At 71.8% G+C, this 17,548-nt stretch carries 10 protein-coding genes; 6 read left to right on the top strand and 4 right to left on the bottom strand.

Annotated elements, in window-relative coordinates; all coding sequences use genetic code 11:
- Nucleotides 1–766 precede the first annotated feature (766 nt).
- The 4 genes from J7E88_RS25275 to J7E88_RS25260 form a co-directional block, all read right to left on the bottom strand.
- Nucleotides 767–2,131, bottom strand: a complete 1,365-nt coding sequence (locus J7E88_RS25275; RefSeq protein ID WP_215184927.1) for a phosphotransferase — start codon at nucleotides 2,129–2,131, stop codon at nucleotides 767–769.
- A gap of 177 nt (nucleotides 2,132–2,308) precedes the next feature.
- Entirely contained in the window at nucleotides 2,309–4,081 is a 1,773-nt protein-coding gene (gene treS, locus J7E88_RS25270; RefSeq protein WP_215184925.1) for a maltose alpha-D-glucosyltransferase, read from the bottom strand.
- The gene (locus J7E88_RS25265; RefSeq protein WP_308307600.1) at nucleotides 4,078–6,075 is read right to left on the bottom strand and encodes an alpha-1,4-glucan--maltose-1-phosphate maltosyltransferase; all 1,998 of its coding nucleotides are present in this window, start codon (nucleotides 6,073–6,075) and stop codon (nucleotides 4,078–4,080) included. Before J7E88_RS25265 ends, treS begins: the two co-directional genes overlap by 4 nt.
- A gap of 345 nt (nucleotides 6,076–6,420) precedes the next feature.
- Nucleotides 6,421–7,368, bottom strand: a complete 948-nt coding sequence (locus tag J7E88_RS25260; RefSeq protein WP_215184921.1) for an SDR family oxidoreductase — start codon at nucleotides 7,366–7,368, stop codon at nucleotides 6,421–6,423.
- 118 nt (nucleotides 7,369–7,486) lie between these two features.
- Between J7E88_RS25260 and J7E88_RS25255 the strand changes: the two genes are divergently transcribed.
- From J7E88_RS25255 to glgP, 6 genes are all read left to right on the top strand, one after another.
- Nucleotides 7,487–8,452 (top strand): AraC family transcriptional regulator, encoded by a 966-nt coding sequence (locus J7E88_RS25255; RefSeq protein WP_215184919.1) that lies wholly within the window; start codon nucleotides 7,487–7,489, stop codon nucleotides 8,450–8,452.
- Between the two features lie 148 nt (nucleotides 8,453–8,600).
- The gene (locus J7E88_RS25250) at nucleotides 8,601–10,061 is read left to right on the top strand and encodes a 4-hydroxyphenylacetate 3-hydroxylase family protein (RefSeq protein ID WP_215184917.1); all 1,461 of its coding nucleotides are present in this window, start codon (nucleotides 8,601–8,603) and stop codon (nucleotides 10,059–10,061) included.
- Nucleotides 10,058–11,518, top strand: coding sequence for an MFS transporter (locus J7E88_RS25245; protein ID WP_308307599.1), 1,461 nt, complete (start codon nucleotides 10,058–10,060; stop codon nucleotides 11,516–11,518). Before J7E88_RS25250 ends, J7E88_RS25245 begins: the two co-directional genes overlap by 4 nt.
- Nucleotides 11,519–11,636: 118 nt before the next feature.
- Complete coding sequence (locus J7E88_RS25240) at nucleotides 11,637–12,758, top strand: monodechloroaminopyrrolnitrin synthase PrnB family protein (protein ID WP_215184915.1); 1,122 nt, start codon at nucleotides 11,637–11,639, stop codon at nucleotides 12,756–12,758.
- A gap of 45 nt (nucleotides 12,759–12,803) precedes the next feature.
- Nucleotides 12,804–14,093, top strand: a complete 1,290-nt coding sequence (locus J7E88_RS25235; protein ID WP_215184913.1) for a flavin-dependent oxidoreductase — start codon at nucleotides 12,804–12,806, stop codon at nucleotides 14,091–14,093.
- A gap of 325 nt (nucleotides 14,094–14,418) precedes the next feature.
- Complete coding sequence (gene glgP, locus J7E88_RS25230; protein ID WP_215184911.1) at nucleotides 14,419–17,088, top strand: alpha-glucan family phosphorylase; 2,670 nt, start codon at nucleotides 14,419–14,421, stop codon at nucleotides 17,086–17,088.
- Nucleotides 17,089–17,548 lie beyond the last annotated feature (460 nt).

The following is a 17,548-nucleotide window of genomic DNA, read 5'->3' as shown; positions in this document are numbered from 1 at the left end:
CCGGTCGGCTCCGGCGTGGGCGTCTCCTCGCGAGCGCCGGCGCTGTGCCTCTCGGTCAGTGAGGTCCCGGGCGCGTCCGAGACCACCGGCGCGGCCCCGTCAGCAGGTTCGGACACGGCCCGGGACGTCCCGGACGCGCTGTCCCCGCCCGTCCCGGCCGCCGCCGGCGCGGGCCTGGTCCCGCCGGCGGCGTCGCGCTCCTCGGGCGCGTCCGCGCGCGGCTTCCGGCCGACGCCGGACACGGACCCGGGCCCGGCGACTGTGTTCCGCCCCTCGGGCGCGGGTCCGCCCGGCCCCGTGGTCGTCGTCGACGCGTCCCCGGTGTGTGCCGCGCCGGGCTCGCGGCCCTCGGCCGGGGACGTCCCGGGCGCGGGCCCGCCCGTCGGCTCGGCGCCCGGTGCGGATGCCCCGCCCGGCTCCCGGCCGCCGTCGGACACAGCCCAGGGCCCGGCCGCCGCCGGTGCGTCCCCGGACCCGGCGACTGTGTTCCGCTCCCCGGGCGCGGGTCCGGCCGGTGCCGTGGTCGTCGTCGGCGCGTCCCCGGTCGGCCCCGTGGTCGCGGCCGGCCCGGGTGTGTCCGCGGGGGCCGCCTCGGGGTCCGGCGCGGCTGTCCGTTCCGACGGCTGCGGGGCGGTTGCTCCCGTGCCGCCGGGCGCGGTCGGCGCGTCGCCGGGGGGCGGGGGAGTGACGTCGGTCGTGGGGCGGTGGGAGCGACGGGGGGTCACGGGGGTCGGCCTCCTGGGCGCGAGTAAGGGAGCGGGGAGAGTCAGTCGAGCGTCGCGAGGCGGTCGATCGCGGCCATCGGCACCGGCAGCCAGTCCGGCCGGTGCCTGGCCTCGTACACGACCTCGTACACGGCCTTGTCGGTCTCGTAGGCGCGCAGCAGTTCGGGCTCGGCGCGCGGATCGGCGCCGCACGCCTCCGCGTAGCCCGAGCAGTACGCGTCGCGGCACGCCTCCGCCCAGGACGGGTTCCACGGCCGGTGCGTACGGGCCGCATAGTCGAAGGAGCGGAGCATCCCGGCGACGTCGCGCACCACCGGCTGCGGTCTGCAGCGCTCGGTGAGCGGCCGGGCCGGCTCCCCCTCGAAGTCGATGACGGACCAGGGTGTGGCGACCGGGCCGCGCAGTATCTGGCCCAGATGCAGATCGCCGTGCACCCGCTGAGCCGCCCAGATGCGTCCGCGCCGCCCGAGCAGCGAGACCGCCTCGAACGCCTTCCGCAGCCGGGGCGTGTACGAGTCCAGCGCGGGCACCGTGCGGACGGCGGCCTCCAGCCGCCGGATCATCGCGGCGGCCAGCTCCTCGCTCTGCGCGCCGCTCAGCTTCACGCTGGGCAGTGCCCGGGCCAGCGCCGTGTGCACCTCGGCGGTGACCTGCCCGAGCTCGCGGGCCTCGGCCCGGAAGGAACGGCCTTCGGCCAGGGCCTCCAGGGCGAGCACCCAGCCGTCGCGCGAACCGCGCAGGAACGGCTGCAGCACTCCGAGGGTGAAAGGTTCCGGCGTGGCCGACTCGTACCAGGCGATCGGGGTGGGCACCCGCTCGCATCCGGCGCGGGCCAGCGCGAGCGGCAGTTCCAGATCGGGGTTGGGTCCCGGGTGGAGGCGGCGGAAGAGCTTGAGAATGTACGCGTCGCCGTACACGAGCGAGGAGTTGGACTGCTCGGCGCCGAGCGGCCGGGGTGCCAGACCGCCGGGAATCGCCGGCGAGCCGTCGTACCGCTGGAAGCGCAGCGGCCCCAGCGACCCGGGCGTGCGCAGCCGCTCCAGGAGCAGGGCGGCGAGCCTGGGGTCGTGGGTGCCCTCGTACACCGTGCGCCCGGCGAGCGGACCGTCGGCGAGGTGGCCGATGAGCGCGGGGGCGAGGGCGGTCGGCAGGGTCTCACGTACACCGATGAGCAGTTGGTAGCAGTCACCCGGTGAACCGGGCTGCTCGACCCGTGCGAGCAGGTGCAGCAGACCCGGCCCCGGACTCCGCAGCGGCAGCAACTCGGTTGCCGACACGAGGGAGAAGCCGGTGACCGGCGTTCCCTTGCCCGCGAACCAGCGCTGCCGGGGCAGCCATTGGTGCAGCAGGGGGGCGAGTGACGGAAGCAGAGCGAGCGGGATCCGGGTGGAAGCAGCCTCCGACATGGGCATCGCGTCCTTTCCCCGGGTACACCACGAATGCGCAAAGTGTCCCGGATTGCAGCTGTGGCTGTCCGGCGGCGCGCGGGGATGAGGGGGAGAGTGCCCGGTGCGGGGCGGCAGAAACCGCCCCGCCGGCGCAGGGGGCGCCTTTCGGACCCCTGACTTCCCCCCTCTGGGCCGTCAGGCCGGAGTGGTGCCCGTCCCGGTTCCCGGCTTGGCGCCCGGGGCCGCCGCCGGTGCGGCGTCCTTGCGCAGCCGGAACCAGTAGAAGCCGTGGCCCGCCAGCGTCAGCAGATACGGCCACTGGCCGATGGCCGGGAACCGCACACCGCCGATCAGTTCCACCGGGTGCCGGCCGCTGAATGCCCGCAGATCGAGCTCGGTCGGCTGTGCGAACCGCGAGAAGTTGTGCACACAGAGAACGAGATCGTCGCCTCCGTCCTCCGTCGAGGGGGCCTCGCGCAGGAACGCGAGCACCGCCGGGTTCGACGACGGCAGTTCCGTATAGGACCCCAGTCCGAAGGCAGGATTCTGCTTACGGATCTCGATCATCCGCCGGGTCCAGTGCAGCAGCGACGACGGCGAGGACATCGACGCCTCGACGTTGGTGACCTGGTAGCCGTAGACCGGGTCCATGATGGTCGGCAGGTACAGCCTGCCCGGGTCGCACGAGGAGAAGCCCGCGTTGCGGTCGGGGGTCCACTGCATCGGCGTGCGCACCGCGTCCCGGTCGCCGAGCCAGATGTTGTCGCCCATGCCGATCTCGTCGCCGTAGTAGAGGATCGGCGAGCCGGGCAGGGACAGCAGCAGCGCGGTGAACAGCTCGATCTGGTTGCGGTCGTTGTCCAGCAGCGGCGCGAGACGGCGGCGGATGCCGATGTTGGCCCGCATCCGCGGGTCCTTGGCGTACTCCGCGTACATGTAGTCGCGCTCTTCGTCCGTGACCATCTCGAGCGTGAGCTCGTCGTGGTTGCGCAGGAAGATGCCCCACTGGCAGTTCTTCGGGATGGCCGGTGTCTTGGCCAGGATCTCCGACACCGGGTAGCGGGACTCGCGCCGCACGGCCATGAAGATCCGCGGCATCACCGGGAAGTGGAACGCCATGTGGCACTCGTCGCCGCCCGCCGCGTAGTCGCCGAAGTAGTCGACGACGTCCTCGGGCCACTGGTTGGCCTCGGCGAGGAGCACCGTGTCCGGGTAGTGCGCGTCGATCTCCTTGCGCACCCGCTTGAGGAAGGAGTGGGTGCGCGGAAGGTTCTCGCAGTTGGTGCCCTCCTCCTGGTAGAGGTACGGCACGGCGTCGAGCCGGAATCCGTCGATGCCCAGGTCGAGCCAGAACCGCAGCGCGGAGATGATCTCCTCCTGCACAGCGGGGTTCTCGTAGTTGAGGTCGGGCTGGTGGGAGAAGAACCGGTGCCAGTAGTACTGCTTGCGTACCGGGTCGAAGGTCCAGTTCGACGATTCGGTGTCGACGAAGATGATGCGGGCGTCCTGGTACTGCTTGTCGTCGTCGGCCCAGATGTAGTAGTCGCCGTACGGCCCGTCGGGGTTGGCTCGGGACTCCTGGAACCACGGGTGCTGGTCGCTGGTGTGGTTCACCACGAAGTCGATGATGACGCGCATGCCGCGCTGGTGGGCGGCGTCCACGAACTCCACGAAGTCGGCCAGGTCACCGAAGTCCGGCAGCACCGACGTGTAGTCCGCGACGTCGTAACCACCGTCCTTCAGCGGGGACTTGAAGAACGGCGGCAGCCACAGGCAGTCGACGCCCAGCCATTGCAGATAGTCCAGTTTGGCGGTGATTCCCTTGAGGTCGCCGATGCCGTCGCCGTTGCTGTCCTGGAAGGAGCGGACGAGGACCTCGTAGAAGACGGCCCGCTTGAACCAGTCGGGGTCGCGGTCACGAGCGGGGGTGTCCTCGAAGGTGTCGGGGACGGGTTCATTGACGATCATGATGTGGGTGACCCTCCGGTCTGCGGGGACGGTCGCAGGGTGACGATGTGCGCGGGCGTGGTGCCCGGCTCGAGGCGCACATAGTTCGCCCTGCCCCAGTGATAGGTCTCACCGGTGAGCTCGTCGCGCACCGGTACGGTCTCGTGTTCTGCGAGTCCGAGCCGCGGCATGTCCAACGAGACCGTGGCCTCCTGGGTGTGGTGGGGGTCGAGGTTGGCGACGACGAGCACGACGTCCTGGCCCGAGCGCTTGGAGTAGACGATCACCGCCTCGTTGTCGGCGTGGTGGAAGTGGACGTCGCGCAGCTGCTGAAGCGCCGGGTGGCGGCGCCTGAGCCGGTTGAGCAGGGTGATGAGCGGGGTGATCGTGCGGCCCTCGCGTTCGGCCGACTCCCAGTCTCTGGGCCGCAGTTGGTACTTCTCCGAGCAGCGGTACTCCTCGCTGCCGACGCGCAGCGGGACGTTCTCGCACAGCTCGTACCCGGCGTACACGCCCCACGACGGGGACAGCGTCGCCGCCAGCACCGCCCGCACCTCGAACGCGGGCCGGCCGCCCTCCTGGAGGTAGACGTGCAGGATGTCGGGGGTGTTCACGAAGAAGTTCGGCCGCATGTACGAGGCGGGCTCGCCGGACAGCTCGGTGACGTACTCGGTGAGTTCGTGCTTGGCGGTGCGCCAGGTGAAGTAGGTGTACGACTGCTGGAAGCCGATCGCGGCCAGCGTGTGCATCATGGCCGGCCTGGTGAACGCCTCCGCGAGGAAGATGACGTCCGGGTCCTTGCCGTTGATCTCGGCGATCACCTGCTCCCAGAAGACGACCGGCTTGGTGTGCGGGTTGTCGACGCGGAAGATGCGCACCCCGCGGTCCATCCAGAAGCGCAGCAGCCGTACCGTCTCACGAACCAGACCGGGCATGTCCGCGTCGAACGCGACCGGATAGATGTCCTGGTACTTCTTCGGCGGGTTCTCGGCGTACGCGATGGATCCGTCGGGCCGGTGACGGAACCACTCGGGGTGCTCCTTCACCCAGGGGTGGTCGGGCGAGCACTGGAGCGCGAAGTCCAGCGCGACCTCCATGCGCAGCGAGCGGGCCGCCCGGACGAAGTGGTCGAAGTCCGTGAGCGTGCCGAGATCGGGGTGGATCGCGTCGTGACCGCCCTCCGCCGAACCGATCGCCCACGGCACGCCCACGTCATGCGGATGGGGCGTCAGAGAGTTGTCGCGGCCCTTGCGGTGAGTGGTGCCGATGGGGTGGACCGGTGGCAGGTACACCACGTCGAAGCCCATCGCGGCGATGGCGGGCAGCCGCTCGGCCGCGGTCCGCAGCGTCCCCGAGACGGGCGGCTCGCCCTCCTTGACCACCGCGCCCTCGGAGCGCGGGAACATCTCGTACCAGGAGCCGTACAGCGCGCGCCGGCGCTCGACCTTCAGCGGCAGCGGCGGTGCGGAGCTGACCAGTTCACGCAGCGGATGACGGGACAGCGCGGCGGCGGCGTCGGCGCAGCGGGCGGCATCGAGTCGTGCGGCGGCGAGCCGCGCGGTGTCGCGCAGCGCGTCGACGACGGCGAGAACCGCCTCCCGGCCGTCCTTCTTGGGCACCCCGGCCGCGGCGCGCTCGTACAACTCGGCGCCTTCCGCGAGAACCAGCTCGGTGTCGATGCCGGCCGGGATCTTGATCTCGGCGTGGTGCCGCCAGGTGGCGACCGGATCGCTCCACGCCTCCACCGTGTAGGTCCACTCCCCCTCACAGTCGGGCGTGACCTCGGCGCCCCAGCGGTCGGTGCCCGGGGCGAGCTCCCGCATGGGGGTGAAGGGCCCCGGGCGGCCCTTCGGATCGTGCAGCACGACATTGGCGGCGACCGCGTCATGGCCCTCGCGGAAGACCGTGGCGGTGACCCGGAAGGTCTCACCCGCCACGGCTTTCGCCGGCCTTCTGCCGCAGTCGACGAGCGGGCGTACGTCCAGGACGGGAATGCGGCCAATGAGCGAGTTCACAACATCACCTGAGGGCTGTGCGGGCAGGTCGGGTCGAGCATGTAGATGTGATTTGCGCAGTGTGTGTCTTCTTTGTAACTGCTCGGTCGGTGACTGGCCGGGTGCGGGCATGTCGGCTCCTGTCCGCGTTCACTCGGGTGGACGGAAAGGATGCGATTCGAAGGGTGCGCTCGCGTGCGTACCGGATGAGCCTTCCCACGCCTTCGGGGAGGCCAATCCGGCGATGTGTTAACTACTAGGACGTAGCGGGACGCGCAAGACGCACGAAAAAGGACCGGACCCGTCACCTGGACGGAACCGGTCCTTCCTGTCGCCCTCTGTATACGGCCCCCTGCCGACGAGCCGTCAGGCGGTCTCGGCGGACTCGGCCGTACGGCCCGACCACATCTGCCACGGCTGCCGGGTGACCCACTCGTTCACCGCAGCGGCCGTGAAGCCCAGCTCGCGCGCCGAGCCGCCGCCGTCGCCCGCCATCAGCGCCGGCTCCACCCCGCTCGCCATGAAGTGGTAGATACCCGCCACCCCGCCCGCCGTCCGCGGGCCCACGATCTGCGCGAGCCCCTGCTCGAAGACGTGCGGCTCCAGAGCCGTGTAGCGCACGGGATGCCCCAGCCCGCGGGTGAACTCCTCGGCCAATTGGGGCCCGGTGAGGGTCTGTGCGCCGCCGATGTCGAACGTACGGCCGGCCACCCCGTCCGCCCGCAGGGCCGCGTACACGGCCTGCGCCAGGTCGCGGTGGGAGATCCATGCCGTGGGGACGTCGGCGGGCAGCGGGTAGGCGAGCACACCCTCGTCGACCAGCGCCGGGCCGTTCCACGGGCTGAAGAGGTTGTCCAGGTACACAGGGGGGCGCACGACGACCAGTTCCACGCCGCTCTCGGCGAGGCCCTCGCGCAGCACGGTCTCCACCAGGCGGCGCGTCTCGAACGCCGCGATGTTCGTCGTCCGCCGCGGGACACGCGTGTTGGCGTTGTACACGATCCGGTGCACCTTGCTGTCCCGCGCCGCCTTCGCGATGTGCTGGGCGTAGCGCATGACCTTCTCGGCCTCGTAGACCAGCGGCATCGTCACCGCGGCATGGGTCGCGCCATGGAAGAGCTGCCGTACGTCCTCCTGCCGCCCCAGGTCACCGCTCGCGACGGAGACCCCGGGCAGCTTCGGGCGGTCCTCCTCGGGCTTACGGCTCAGGGTGCGGACCCGGTGGCCGCGTTCGGCCAGCAGACGGGCCGTCGCACCACCCTGGAAACCGGTCGCCCCCACCACGGCCACGCGCATCGGAATGTGATCGGACATGTCTCAGAAGGGCCCTTCGATAGGGTGTCACTGCTGCCGTGAACGGCTCCTCAAGGCTCGCGGCGACGGCTTCGGCCGATCAATTAACAATCCGGGGCGGGGGTTGAAGGATCGTCCAATGGAACGACCACTGAAACCAACCCAGAGCGAACGCGACGACCTGCTGAGCGAGCTGCTGAAGCCGCTGAGGCTCACCGGGGTCTTCGACAGCCGTTGGCATCTGCGCGCGCCATGGGCCATCGAGGGGGACGCGGAACAGAGCTGCGCCGTACTGCACTTCATCACCGAGGGGGGCTGCTGGATCACCGGCGAGGACCAGACGCCGATCGAGCTGCGTGCGGGAGACCTCGCCGTCTTCCCCACCGGAACCGCGCACCGGCTCGCCGACCGCCCCGACCGGCGGGGCGTCTCGCTCGCCGCGGTGCTGCCCGAGCGGCAGCCCGGCACCTCCGGCGAGATCCGCATCGAGGGGGAGGGGCCCGTCAGCAGACTGCTGTGCGCCGGACTGCACTACGACGCCAGTGCGGCGACCGGCCTGTACGAGGCGCTGCCCTGGGCCCTGGTGCTCGACGGCTCGCAGGTCGACCAGGAGCCGCTGCTGCGCGACACCCTGCGGCTGCTCGCCACGACGGACCGGCCCGTGGGGCCGGGGGACCGGCTGATCACCCTGCGCGCCTTCGAGATGGCGCTCGTGCTCGCGCTGCGGCCGCTGCTGCGGGAGCTGGCCGGGAACCCGTCCGTGCTGCCCGTCCTCCGGCATCCCGGCATCAGCAAGGCCATGGTGATCATCGCGACCCGGTTCGCCGAACCGTGGACCATCGAGTCGCTCGCCCGCGAGGTCGGCATGTCCCGTTCCGCCTTCACCGCGGCCTTCCGGGACCTGGTCGGCGAGGCGCCCGCACGGCATCTGACGGGCCGCCGGATGCAGGAGGCGGCCCGGCTGCTCGGCGAGACCTCGCTCCCGCAGTCCGCCGTGCCCGAACGGGTCGGCTACCTCAGTGCGGTCGGCTTCCACCTGGCCTTTCGCAAGTGGTACGGGATGACGCCCGGCGAGTACCGCAGCAAAGGCGCCTCAGCCGCATGATTGGCCGGTTCTTAAGGACCGCTGGACGGTCGTTCATTGCCCTGTGTCCTCGGCGGGGGACAGGCTCGGCTGAAACCAGCCGCCGCCCGGCCGGCTCCAGCGCGGCCGGCGGCGGTCCGTCCATCCGCAGCCCCTTCGAGGAGAGACGTTGACCAGGTCCGGCCAGGAGTACCTCGCATCGCTGCGTGACGGGCGCGAGGTGTGGCTCGACGGCGAGCGCGTCGCCGACGTCACCCGCCATGCCGCCTTCCGCAACACCGCGGCCTCGCTCGCGCGGCTGTACGACCTGGCACACGATCCGCAGTACGCGTCGGTGCTCACCGCGGACGGCGCGCATCGCGCGTACAGGGTCCCGCAGACCTACGAGGACCTGGTCGCCCGGCGGCGCGCCTACAAGGTGTGGGCCGAGTCGAGTTTCGGTTTTCTCGGGCGGACCCCGGACTACATGGCGGGCGGGGCGGCCGGATTCGCGGCGGCTCCGGGACTGTTCACCACCGACGACTTCGACGGCGCGGACAACGCGCTGGCCTACCACCGCAGACTGGCCGAGGGCGACCTCTACCCGACCTTCACCATCACCAACCCGCAGATCGACCGCACCAAGGGGGCCTCGCAGCAGGAGGAGGACGACCTGGTCGTCCGGGTCGTCGCGGAGAAGGACGGCGGGGTCGTGGTGCGCGGAGCCAAGATGATCGGCACGGCGGCCGTCTTCGGCAACGAGGTGATCGTCGGCACCATCGAACCGCTCGCACCCGAGGATGTCGACCACGCCCTGTGCTTCTCGCTGCCGATCGACACACCCGGACTGAAGTTCCTCTCCCGCACCTCCTACGAGGCGCAGGCCCGCAGCGTCTTCGACAACCCGCTCTCGTCGCGGTTCGACGAGAACGACGCGCTGCTGGTGTGCGACGACGTGTTCGTGCCCTGGGAGCGGATGCTGACCTACCGCAACGTCGACGCGACGTTCGGCATGTGGTGGCGGACACCCGCGTACGTGAACTTCGTTCACCAGGCCGCCACGCGCTTCTGGACCAAACTGGAGTTCCTCACCGGCATCGCGATCCTCCTCACCAAGGCGAACAACACCTACCGGCTGCCGCCGGTCACCCAGGCGATCGGCCGGCTCATGGGCAGGGTGGCTCAGGCGAAGGCGTTCGTGCTGGCGGCGGAGGCGTCGTACGAGGAGGTCGAGGGTGGACGCGGCGGGGTGATGCCCGGCAAGGACATCTCCTACGCGCAGCGGATCATGGCGGGGGAGCTGTACCCGGCGGCCGTGCAAGAGATCAAGATGCTGGCGGGCGGCGGGGTCATCCAGCTCCCCGCGTCGGCCGACGACCTGCTCCACCCCGAGCTGGGCCCTCTGGTGAGGAAGTACATCCGCTCGCCCGGCCACCCGGCGGAGGACCGCATCAAGCTGCTCAAGCTGGCGTGGGACGCGCTGGGTTCGGAGTTCGCCTCCCGCCACGAGCAGTACGAGCGCTTCTACCACGGCGCGCCGCACGTCTATCTGATGCAGCAGGTGTGGGAGGGCGACACGGACAGCTGCGAGTCGCTGGCGCGGGCGTGCCTGTCGGGGTACGCGCTCGACGAGAGGACCGCACAGCGGTGACCCACGACCGCACCACGGACGCTGCCCCCGCCGATCGGGCCGCGTCCGGGGCCGGCCCCGCGCTCCCGCTCCTCGCCGCCACCCAGCTGCTCCTCATCATGGACACCGCGATCGTCAACGTCGCCCTGCCCTCCGTCGGCGACGACCTCGGGTCCGGGTCCGCCGGGTTGTCGTGGGTGGCCAACGCCTACCTCATCACCTTCGGCGGGCTGCTGCTGCTCGGCGGGCGGACCGCCGACCTCTTCGGGCACCGGCGGCTCTACCTCGCCGGGCTCGGGCTGCTCGCCGCCGCGTCCGCCGCGGGCGGCGTCGCGGGCGGCATCGGGCTGCTCGTCGCCGCGCGGGCCGCGCAGGGCATCGGCGCCGCACTCGCCGCGGCCGCCGCCTTCGCCCTGCTGCTCACCCTCTTTCCCGACGGGCCCGCCCGGCACAGGGCGCTCGGCGTGTTCGCCGCGATGGGCGGCCTCGGTGGCGTGCTCGGCACCGTGCTCGGGGGCGTACTGACCGATCTCCTCGGCTGGCGCTCCACGTTCTGGCTCAACGTCCTCGTCTCGCTCGCGCTCGCCGCAGCGGCGCTGCGGCTGCTCGCCCCGGGCGTCCGCAGCCGCGACACGGGCTTCGACCTCGGCGGTGCGCTCACGGCGACCGGTGGGCTCGGACTCCTCGCCTACGCCCTCGTCGGCGCGGGCGAGGCGGGCTGGACCGGCGCGCGGACCCTCGTGAGCGGGGCCGGGGGACTCGTCCTGCTCGCCGCCTTCGCCCTGCTGGAGCGGCGCATCGCCCGGCCGCTCGTACCGCCCGCCGTGCTGCGCCGTCCTGCCCTGCGACGGGCCAACGTCCTCAGCGCACTGGCCCAGATGGCGTTGTTCCCGATGTTCTTCCTGGTCAGCATCTACCTGCAGAAGGTGCTCGGACACTCCCCGCTCACCGGCGGACTGGGCCTGCTGCCGCTGTCCCTCGTCGTCGTTGCCGTCGCCCCGCAGACCGGCCGGCTCATCGGCCGGCTCGGGCTGCGCCCCGCCATGACCCTCGGCTTCGGGCTGCTCCTTTCCGGCATGGTCTGGCTCGCGCTCGCCCTCGATGCCGACGGAACCTTCCTCACCACCGTCCTCGCCCCGAGCCTCGTCCTGGGCGCCGCCCTTCCGCTGGTGATGGTCACCACCAACGTGGCCGCCACGGCCGAGGCCTCGCCCGAGGAGACGGGACTAGCCTCCGGACTGGTCAACACCAGCCAGCAGTTCGGCTCGGTCCTCGGGCTCGCGGTCCTCGTCGCCGTCGCCACCGCGGGAACCGCGGTGGCCGGCGACGCCGCGGCCGAGACAGCGGGCTTCAGGTCCGCCCTTCTGGCCGGAGCCGCGTTCGCGGCCCTGGCCACCCTGCTCTCCTCCCGGCTGCGGCTGCCCGCGCCCGCCATGGCGCCGCCACGCCAGGACCGGGTCGGCGGCGCCGTGGAGTGACCGGGGGCGGGGACGGTGCCGGGCGCACGCCGTGCGCCCATCACGGCACGGGGGTGCCCGCGCACCGCCCGCCCCACATCCCACCAGTGAACCGTTTTCTGTCCGAAGGGACATTCCGTTGACCCTGTACGACCTTGTCGCGCCCGGTCTCGATGTGCTCGGCGAACCGCGTTACCGGATAGCGGAGATACGTGCGGCCGATCCGCTCGGTGCCGACGCGCTGCTCGCCGCGCTCCCGGCCATGAACGCGGACGCGGACGTGCCCGCGCTCACCGTCGCCCTGCGCGCGCTCGTACCCGACGAGAACCGGGTCGCCTCGCTCGGCATCGTCGACGCACTCGCCGCGATGCGCGACCTCGGCATCCTCCTCGGTTCGCTGAAGCGGCACGGCACACAGCCGCTCGCCGCCGTTCCGGAGGCCCTGCCCGTCCTGGAGGAGCTGGGCCGCCGCACGGACATGGTCCCCCGGGACACCGTGCACCACTACACGACCTGGAACCCCTCGGGACAGCGCCGGCGGATGTACACGGGCGACCCCATGGAGGGCAACCTCCAGGACGCCGTCCGCATGGTCTTCCCCAGCCTCGTCGCCTCGCTCGACACCTGCGCGGAGCTCGCCCGACTGGAGCCGTACGACCCGGGGTTCGCCCTCGCCCTCGACCGCACCGCCCAGCACGTGCAGTCCATGGTCGACTCGATCGACTTCACCGTCGCCCGCGTCTCCCCCGTTTTCTTCGCCCGCGAACTGCGCTCCTACTTCGAGGAGGTCGACGTCGCCGGCCGCGACTACCTCGGCCCCGCCGCCGCCCAGGTCCCGCTGTGGCTCGTCGACCTGACGCTCTGGCAGTGCGACCGCGGCAACGAACGCTACGACACCTTCCTCGAGGAGTCCGTCCAGTACAGTCTGCCGTCCTGGCGCGCGCACTACGCGGCCCACCGGGGCGGCGTCTCCGCCGTCTCCAAGCTCTCCGCCGCCTTCAGCTGGGAGGGTGGGGGCCGCGTGCCCGCCACGCTCACCGCGTCGGCGGTCTCCCTCGCCCGCGTGCTGCGCATCCTCAAGACCTTCCGCGCCCGCCACCTCACCATCGCCCGCAAGGCATACAGCGAGGAGGTACGGCTCTACGACGCCGGCAGCGGCGGCGCCCCGGTCGCCCTCCTGCGCTCCGTCCTCGATCTGACCCGCGAGAACGAGACGCTGGTGCGCCGCTCGGTGGAGCCGCCGGACACCAGCGCCCGCTGACCGCCACAGGAGAGCCACAGGAGAGTTCGAGGAGATTTCGTCCCCATGACCCACATCATGATCGTCGGCGGCGGCATCGCCGGCCTCACCGCCGCGCTCGCACTGCACACGGCCGGGTTCGAACGGATCACGGTGGTCGAGGCCGCCCCGGAGATCCGCCCGGTCGGCGCGGGCCTGAACATCATGCCCAACGCGGTGCGCGAACTCGACGCGCTCGGCGTGCTGGACCGTATCGAGGAACACGCCGTACGCACCCGGGAACTGCGCTACTACCACCGCAGCGGCTGCCTGATCTCCCGCGATCCGCGCGGACTCGCCGCCGGGTACAACTGGCCCCAGCTGTCCGTCCACCGCGGCGCGCTGCAGCTCACGCTCGCCGAGGCCGTACGGGACAGGCTCGGCGAGAGCGCTCTGCTCAGCGGTGTACGTGTGACGCGCGTCGACCGGCTAGACGGCGGCCGCCCCCGCGTCACCCTGGAACACAGCGACGGCGCACGCCGCGGTCGGGCCTCGCTGGAACCGGACCTGCTCATCGGCGCGGACGGCATCCGCTCCGCGGTACGCGCCGCGCTCCGTCCCGGCGAGGGCGAGCCGCCGTGGAACGGGATGCTCGTCTGGCGCGGGATCTCGCGCGTGCCCGCCCATCGCGCGGGCGATTTCATGCTCATCGCCGGGGACGACCGGCTGCGGGCCGTCGTCTATCCGATCTCCGAGCCCGCCGACGGCGGTGACGTCCTCGTCAACTGGGCGCTCGCCGCGCCCTCCGAGACGGCCGGGGACACCTTCCGCGGCGACTGGAACCGGTCCGTCGCCGTGGCCGCGTTCGCCGGCCGCTTCGCGGGCTGGGAGTTCGACGGGGTCAGCGTCCCGGAGATCCTCCACGCCGCCGACGCGGCGTACGAGTACCCGATGGTGGACCGCGATCCGCTGCCCCTGTGGTCCCGGGGCCGTACGACGCTGATCGGCGACGCGGCACATGCGATGTACCCGATCGGCTCCAACGGGGCGACCCAGTCCATCGTCGACGGCCGGGCCCTCGCCCACGCGCTGGCCGGCCACCGCGACCCGGTGGCCGCGCTCACCGCCTACGAGGCGGACCGCCGGCCCGCCATGACCCGACTGCAGCTGTCCAACCGGCAGAAGGGACCCGAGGTGGTCATCGACCTGGCCCACCGGCGTGCACCCGGCGGATTCACCGACATCCGCGACGTGATCCCGGAGGCCGAACTCACCGGCATCGCGGCACGGTACGCGGCCACCGGCGCGTTCGACCCGCAAAGCGTCAACCAGGGCTCCCCGTACGGAGGAACGGTGGGCGGCCGGGGGCGTGGCTGAACCGGGCCGGTGCCTCGGGAGGCGGGAGGCGTGGCTGACCGGGGCAGCGGCCGTTGGTGGTTGCTGCCGGTAGTGGGCTTGCTCGGGGCCGACGGGAGGTCGTGAGCGGGGGTCGACGGGAGGTCCTGAGCGGGCCTGATTCGCCGCGCGGCGGGGGCGAGACCGGGGCGGGCGGCCGATGCGACCGGCAGAGGTGTGCGCCCCCTGGCGAACCGTGCGCCGTGGTGGGCGAGGACGGGGTGCGACTAACGTCGCACCGACGGAAAAGGGCGCACACCGCCGTGCGTCCGCTCGGATGCGTACATCCCCTGCGAAGGTGGGACCTGTGAAGGCCATTCGTCGATTCACCGTCCGCCCCGTCCTCCCCGAACCACTGCAACCGCTCAGCGGCTTGGCGCGCAATCTGCGCTGGTCCTGGCACACCGAGACCCAAGAGCTGTTCCGTTCCGTCGATCCCGAGAGGTGGCAGGCCGTCGCCGGCGATCCCGTGCGGCTCCTCGGGAACGTGTCCGCCGCCCGGATGGCGGACCTGGCCAAGGACCGGCGCTTCCTGCGCCGGCTCGCCGCGGCCGCCGACGACCTGGACGACTATCTGCACGGCCGCAGGTGGTACCAGTCCGGCGACGGCGGCCCCGACACCACCGAATTCCCCGCCGCCGTCGCCTACTTCTCGCCGGAGTTCGGCGTCACCGCCGCCCTGCCGCAGTATTCGGGCGGCCTCGGCATCCTCGCCGGCGACCACCTCAAGGCCGCCAGCGATCTCGGCGTGCCGCTGATCGGCGTCGGCCTGCTCTACCGGCACGGCTACTTCCGCCAGTCGCTCTCCCGCGACGGCTGGCAGCAGGAGCACTATCCCGTGCTCGATCCCAACGAACTGCCGCTCGATCTGCTGCGGGAGGCCGACGGCACCCCGGCCGGGGTGTCCCTGGCCCTGCCGGGGGGCCGCCTGCTGCACGCCCACATCTGGGTCGCCCAGGTCGGCCGAGTCCCGCTGCTGATGCTCGACTCCGACGTCGAGGGCAACGGACCGGGCGCCCGCGACGTCACCGACCGGCTCTACGGCGGCGGCAGCGAGCACCGGCTGCTCCAGGAGATGCTGCTCGGCATCGGCGGCGTACGGGCGGTCCGTGCGTACTGCAGGGTCACCGGGCACCATGCGCCCGAGGTGTTCCACACCAACGAGGGCCATGCCGGCTTCCTCGGCCTCGAACGCATCCGTGAACTGGGCGAGTCCCCCGACAAGGGCGGCAGCGGCCTCGGATTCGACGCGGCCCTCGAAGCCGTGCGCGCGGGCACGGTGTTCACCACTCACACCCCGGTGCCCGCTGGGATCGACCGCTTCGACCGCGACCTCGTCGCCCGCCACTTCGCGGACGACGCCGAACTGCCCGGAGTCCCCGTCGACCAGGTGCTCCAGCTGGGCACCGAGAGCTATCCCGGCGGTGACCGGGGCCTGTTCAACATGGCGGTGATGGGACTGCGGCTCGCCCAGCGCGCCAACGGCGTGTCCCGGCTGCACGGGGCCGTCAGCCGCGAGATGTTCTCCGGCCTGTGGCCCGGCTTCGACGCCGTCGAGGTGCCGATCACCTCGATCACCAACGGGGTGCACGCGCCGACCTGGGTCGCACCCGAGGTCTTCCGGCTGGGAGCGCGCCAGATCGGCCCGGGGCGCGCGGAGGACGCCCTGTCGGTCGGCGGGTCCTCGCGCTGGGACGCCGTGGCGAACATCCCGGACGCGGAGATCTGGGAACTGCGCCGCTCGCTACGCGAACAGCTGGTGCTGGAGGTCCGCGAGAGACTGCGCGCCTCCTGGCGCCAGCGCGGTGCGGGCGCGGCCGAACTGGGCTGGATCGACGGGGTGCTCGACCCCGACGTGCTCACCATCGGGTTCGCCCGGCGGGTGCCCTCGTACAAGCGGCTCACGCTGATGCTCCGCGACCGCCGCCGGCTGACCGAGCTGCTGCTGCACCCCACCCAGCCGATCCAGATCGTCGTCGCGGGCAAGGCCCATCCGGCCGACGACGGGGGCAAGCGTCTCGTCCGCGAGCTGGTGCGCTTCGCCGATGACCCGAAGGTGCGCCACCGCCTGGTCTTCCTGCCCGACTACGGCATGGCGATGGCGAAGAAGCTCTACCCGGGCTGCGACGTCTGGCTCAACAACCCGCTGCGTCCGCTGGAGGCCTGCGGCACGAGCGGCATGAAGGCGGCGCTGAACGGCTCCCTCAACCTGTCGGTGCTCGACGGCTGGTGGGACGAGTGGTACGAGCCGGACTTCGGCTGGGCGATCCCCACCGCCGACGGCGCGGCCACCGACGATGACCGCCGCGACGAACTGGAGGCGGCGGCGCTGTACGCGCTGATCGAGGACCGTGTCGCGCCCCGCTTCTACGACCGGGGGACCGGCGGACTGCCCGACCGCTGGATCGAGATGGTCCGCCGCACTCTGACCACGCTCGGACCCAAGGTGCTGGCGGGCCGCATGGTGCGCGAGTACGTCGAGCGGCTGTACACCCCCGCCGCGAGGGCCCACCGGGCGTTGGACGCCTCGGCCGCCGAGGAGTTGGCGGGCTTCAAGGCGCGGGTCCGCGCGGGCTGGCCACAGGTCGCGATCGACCATGTGGAGGCTGTGGACCAGGACGCGGGTGCGGGGGCCGCGGCGACGGCAGGACTGGGCTCCACGCTGACGCTGCGGGTCCAGGCCAGGCTCGGTGAGCTGCGGCCGGACGATGTGGAGGTGCAGGCGGTGGCGGGCCGGGTCGACGCCGACGACGCGATCCGCGACGCCCAGACCTTCCCGCTGAAACCGTCGAGCGGCCCGGATCTGGAGGGCCGCTGGGTGTACGAGGGCCCGATGGCGCTGGACCGCACGGGACCGTTCGGCTACACGGTGCGGGTGCTGCCCGCCCACCGGCTGATCCCGGCGGGCGCTGACATGGGTCTGGTGGCCCTGCCGTCGGAGGCGGTGGGTCAGGACGCGGGCATGCTGATGCGCTGAGTCGGGCCGTCGTTCGGGGCGCGGTCCTTCCCTGTCCGGGGAGGACCGCGCCCGCTTTGCCGCCCGGAGCCGACGCGGCCGCACCGCTGAGTGTGGCCGCGGAGCGGCGTCCCGGTCGGGTCGAGTGCGCCCGGTTCGTGACCGTTCCATGACGCCCTGGTGCAGCAGATGTGATCAATACGTGATGATCGCCGATGAGGTGATGTCGGATATGTGATCTTGTAAGGTTGCTCCGTTCATGTCATAGTCCCGTTCCGCTTCTGCTGGTCGCGGGGGGCTGGAACGAGGATGTGACGCGGGGTCGGCGGAGCAGGAAGGCTCCGTTCGGCATTTGGCCGGATCGGCACCGACGTGCTGTGCCGGCGGTGTCCCCCACCTCCGCCCCGGGCCGGCAGAGGCACGAGGCTGCCCGTCACGACCGATTCGGGCTGCCTCGTGGACACGTCACATGGATGCCGTG

The organism is Streptomyces sp. ISL-10, from assembly GCF_018614575.1.
Classification (GTDB): Bacteria; Actinomycetota; Actinomycetes; order Streptomycetales; family Streptomycetaceae; genus Streptomyces.
Note: the sequence above shows the minus strand (reverse complement) of the source record. Positions and strands in the feature narration are given on the sequence as shown.

Bases quoted from the DNA above. Each gene is read 5' to 3' on its own strand.
- J7E88_RS25275 (WP_215184927.1), bottom strand. From the start codon at position 2,131: ATGTCGGAGGCTGCTTCCACCCGGATCCCGCTCGCTCTGCTTCCGTCA.
- treS (WP_215184925.1), bottom strand. From the start codon at position 4,081: ATGATCGTCAATGAACCCGTCCCCGACACCTTCGAGGACACCCCCGCT.
- J7E88_RS25260 (WP_215184921.1), bottom strand. From the start codon at position 7,368: ATGTCCGATCACATTCCGATGCGCGTGGCCGTGGTGGGGGCGACCGGT.
- J7E88_RS25255 (WP_215184919.1), top strand. From the start codon at position 7,487: ATGGAACGACCACTGAAACCAACCCAGAGCGAACGCGACGACCTGCTG.
- J7E88_RS25235 (WP_215184913.1), top strand. From the start codon at position 12,804: ATGACCCACATCATGATCGTCGGCGGCGGCATCGCCGGCCTCACCGCC.